At 59.6% G+C, this 3,636-nt stretch carries 3 protein-coding genes; all 3 read left to right on the plus strand.

What is annotated here, in order from left to right:
• The coding region (locus tag ACY69P_RS15135) for an FAD-dependent oxidoreductase (protein WP_462328075.1) at positions 1–1,012 on the plus strand (1,012 nt) is incomplete at its 5' end.
• A gap of 53 nt (positions 1,013–1,065) precedes the next feature.
• Complete coding sequence (locus tag ACY69P_RS15140; RefSeq protein ID WP_462328076.1) at positions 1,066–2,193, plus strand: mandelate racemase/muconate lactonizing enzyme family protein; 1,128 nt, start codon at positions 1,066–1,068, stop codon at positions 2,191–2,193.
• Positions 2,194–2,208: 15 nt separating this feature from the next.
• Positions 2,209–3,636 (plus strand): BCCT family transporter (locus tag ACY69P_RS15145; RefSeq protein ID WP_462328077.1); only part of this gene is annotated, 1,428 nt, incomplete at its 3' end.

Genomic DNA, 3,636 nt, shown 5'->3' on the forward strand with positions numbered 1-3,636 from the left:
CACCTTCGACCCGCACATCTGGCGCGAGGCCGCGGACGACATCCTTGAGGAAGCCGGCGTGTCCTGCCTCTACCACACCACAGTTACCGAGGTGTGCAAGGAGGACGGCGCCTACACCGCCATCCGTCTGGAATCCACAGCCGGCAGCACCTTCGTCAAGGCCAAGGCATTCATCGACGCAACAGGCGACGCCGCACTGGTTGCCAAGTCCGGCCTGCCCTACACCTACGGCAGCAACGGCGCCATCCAGAACCCGACAATGATGTTCCGCCTTGCAGATGTGGTGGAAGAGGACTTCTACGACTACTTCGGTGTTGACACGATATGCCCGCCCGACCTAACGAAACGGCTGACCGAGGCATACGAGTCCAAGACCTACGCCACCCCCCGCAATCGCATCTGGGTTTTCCCTACCTCTCAGAAATCCGTCTTCCTGATGAATTGCACTCAACTTGCCGGTCAATGTGGCGAGATGCTCAACGTCATCAACCCCGAAGACAGGACCTACGCTGAAATCTCCGGCCGCAGGGCGGCCCGCGAGTACCACCGCTTCTTCAAGGACAACGTCAAAGGCTTCGAGAACTCCCAGCTTGTTGACATGGCACCGGAAGTTGGCGTGCGCCAAACCCGCACCATTCAGGGCGAAGCGCGCCTGACCAACGACCATGTGGTCCAGTGCACCAAGGCCGAGGACGGCATTGTTCGCTCCTCGTGGCCCATTGAACTGCACGCGGGCGACGTCTCCAAGCTCCACTGGCTGGTGGATGATTACTACGAAGTCCCCTTCGGCACCCTTATCCCGCAGGGAACCGACAACCTCATCGTTGCCGGAAGAAGCCTCAGCGCCGACCACGAAGCACTGGCCTCCGCCAGGGTCACGGCCCAATGCTTTGAATACGGACACGCCGCCGCCATTGCCACTGCGCTCATGCTGCAGGGCGGGTGCACGTACAAAGACGTTGACGTCCAGCAGATACGCCGCCGCATGATCGACAACGGCAGCGCCTTATAACTCGTACAACCTCACGAACGGACCCCGTTCACGCCACGAAAAGGAGAGGAATCATGGACAATTGCAAGATCAGCCGAGTAGAACTCTACGCCGTCGCAGACCGTGAAGCACCGCCCATCCCCTGGGCCGACAATCAGGAACCGCTGCTGTACACCAACAACATCGTCCGCCTTGTCACCGAGGACGGCACCGAGGGCGTTGGCGCCACCATAAGCTACACCGAAAACGACTTCGACAAGTGCATCATTGAATCCATGCGCACCATCGTCCCCGGCCTCATCGGCAAAAACCCGCTGATGACCGAGGAACTGAACTCCTGGCTGATGGCCCGCTGCTCTTGGGGCGGCCTGCCCGCCAAGTCTCCGGTGGACATCGCCGCATGGGACATCAAGGGCAAAAAGGCCAACATGCCGGTGTACATGCTACTCGGCGGCGCACGCACCAAGATCCTCTCCTACGCGTCCACTCCCATGTTCGACACCGTCGAAGAGTACTTCCCCTACCTCGACGACTGCATTGAGCACGGCTTCACCGCCATTAAGCTGCACTGCTACTGCGTGTTCCACAAGGACCTCGCCCTCGTAAACGCCGTGCAGCAGCGCTACAAGGACTCCGGCGTCCGCTTCATGCTGGACACCGCCACCTTCTACACGCCCGAAGAGGCCATGAAGATGGCCAAGCTGCTGGACGAGTACAACTGGGAGTGGCTGGAAGCCCCCGTGTCCGACTACGACTACAAGACCTACCAGCGCCTTGTAGCCAACACCGATCTGGAAATCTCCAGCCACGGCAACTGCCTGCTGACCCTGCAGGAAGTCACCCACGCCCTGTCCAACGACCTGTGGTCCGACGTACGTCAGGACGCCACGGTCTGCGGCGGCATCACTCCGCTGAACAAGTGCTTCGCCATTGCTGACGGCCACTCCAAGCCTCTTGAAATCCAGAGCATGGGCTACACCATCACGCAGGCCGCCAACCTGCACGTTGCCCTTGCCCACCACAACTGCAAGTACTTCGAGCAGTTCTACCCGTACGAGAGCTTCGAGCTGGCCTGCAAGTCCACGCCCATCCGTACGGACAAGGACGGCTTCGTCCACGCCCCCGAAGGCGCAGGCCTTGGCGTTGAAATGGATTGGGACGCCGTTAAGGCCGCTTCCATCGCCACGTACAGCTTCGAGTAAATTGAGGGACCACCGATGAAACTCAACGCATCCAATGTTGACCTGAGGCTCACCCTGACGAGCTTCGCGGCCGTTGTCGCCCTTGGCGGCGTGGCCGTCCTGGACCCCGAAGGCACCAAAGGAACCATGGGCAGCATGCTTGACTTCACCGTCAAGAATCTTGGCTCCGGATTCCTGTGGTATGCCATGTTCGCCACCGCCATGCTGCTGTATCTTGCCCTGTCCAAATACGGCAACATCCGCCTTGGCGGCGACACGCCCAAATTCAGCAAGTTCCAGCTGTTCACCATGGCCCTGTCCGCCGGCATGGGCGCCAGCACCATGTACTGGGGCTTCATCGAAGCCGTGTACTACTACATGGACCCGCAGTTCGGCATTGTGGATAAGCCCATGGCCATGGAATACGCCGCCGCCTTCAATATGTTCCACTGGGGCGCTGCGGGCTGGTTCATGTACCTCATTGTGGCCATCCCCTTCTGCATCGTGTTCTACGTGAAGAAGAACCGCCGCATGAGCCTGAGCGGCGTTGTGAACAGCATGTTTGACGACGCCCTGCCCCTGTGGGCGCAGAAGCTCATCGACCTGCTGTTCATCATCACCACGCTGGCGGCCACGGCGCTGACCCTCGGCCTTGGCATCCCGATGATTTCATCCAATATCAGTCATCTGACCGGCATCCCGGACAGCCTGACCATGGGCATCGGCATCATCCTCGGCCTGTCCGTCATCTTCTCGCTCAGCTCCTACATTGGCATCGAGAAGGGCATGGCCCGCCTGAGCAATGCCACGGTGTACATCTGCGCCGGTCTTGTTGGATTCGTGTTCATCATCGGCCCCTCAGCCCTCATCATGAACAACACCACCAACGGCATCGGCATCATGCTCACCGAGTACCTGCGTATGAGCACCAACACCGATCCGTATGGCAACTCCTTCTTCCCGCAGTACTGGACGATCTTCTTCCTCGCGAACTGGATCTCCTACTCACCGGGTCTTGGCGTGTTCATCACCAAAATTGCCAAGGGCCACAAACTGCGCGACCTCATCCTTGTGCTGGTCGGCGCAGGCACCCTCGGCACCAGCATCATCTTCGGCGTGTGTGGCACGTTCACCATGGACCTCATGAACACCGGCGCCCTTGATGCTGTTGGTTTCATCAACAACAACCAGCCCACCGCGCTGGTGACAGCCATCTTCGGCGAAACGCCGTTCCCGCTGGCCATGACCGCCGTGTACCTCATTGCCATGGTACTCTTCACCGTGACCACCCTTGACGGCACGTCCTACTCTCTGGCCAGCATCTCCACCAAGCACTTGGACAAGGACGCCAACGTCTCCCCGATGTTCCGCCTGTTCTGGTGCCTGCTGTTGACGGTTATCCCGATCATCTTCCTGCTCATCAACGCGCAGCTGAACATCCTGAAATCCTTCCCCGTGTTGATC

This window comes from Desulfobaculum sp. (assembly GCF_054921475.1).

Coding starts and splice junctions, on each gene's coding strand:
- ACY69P_RS15140 (WP_462328076.1), top strand. CDS start 1,066: ATGGACAATTGCAAGATCAGCCGAGTAGAACTCTACGCCGTCGCAGAC.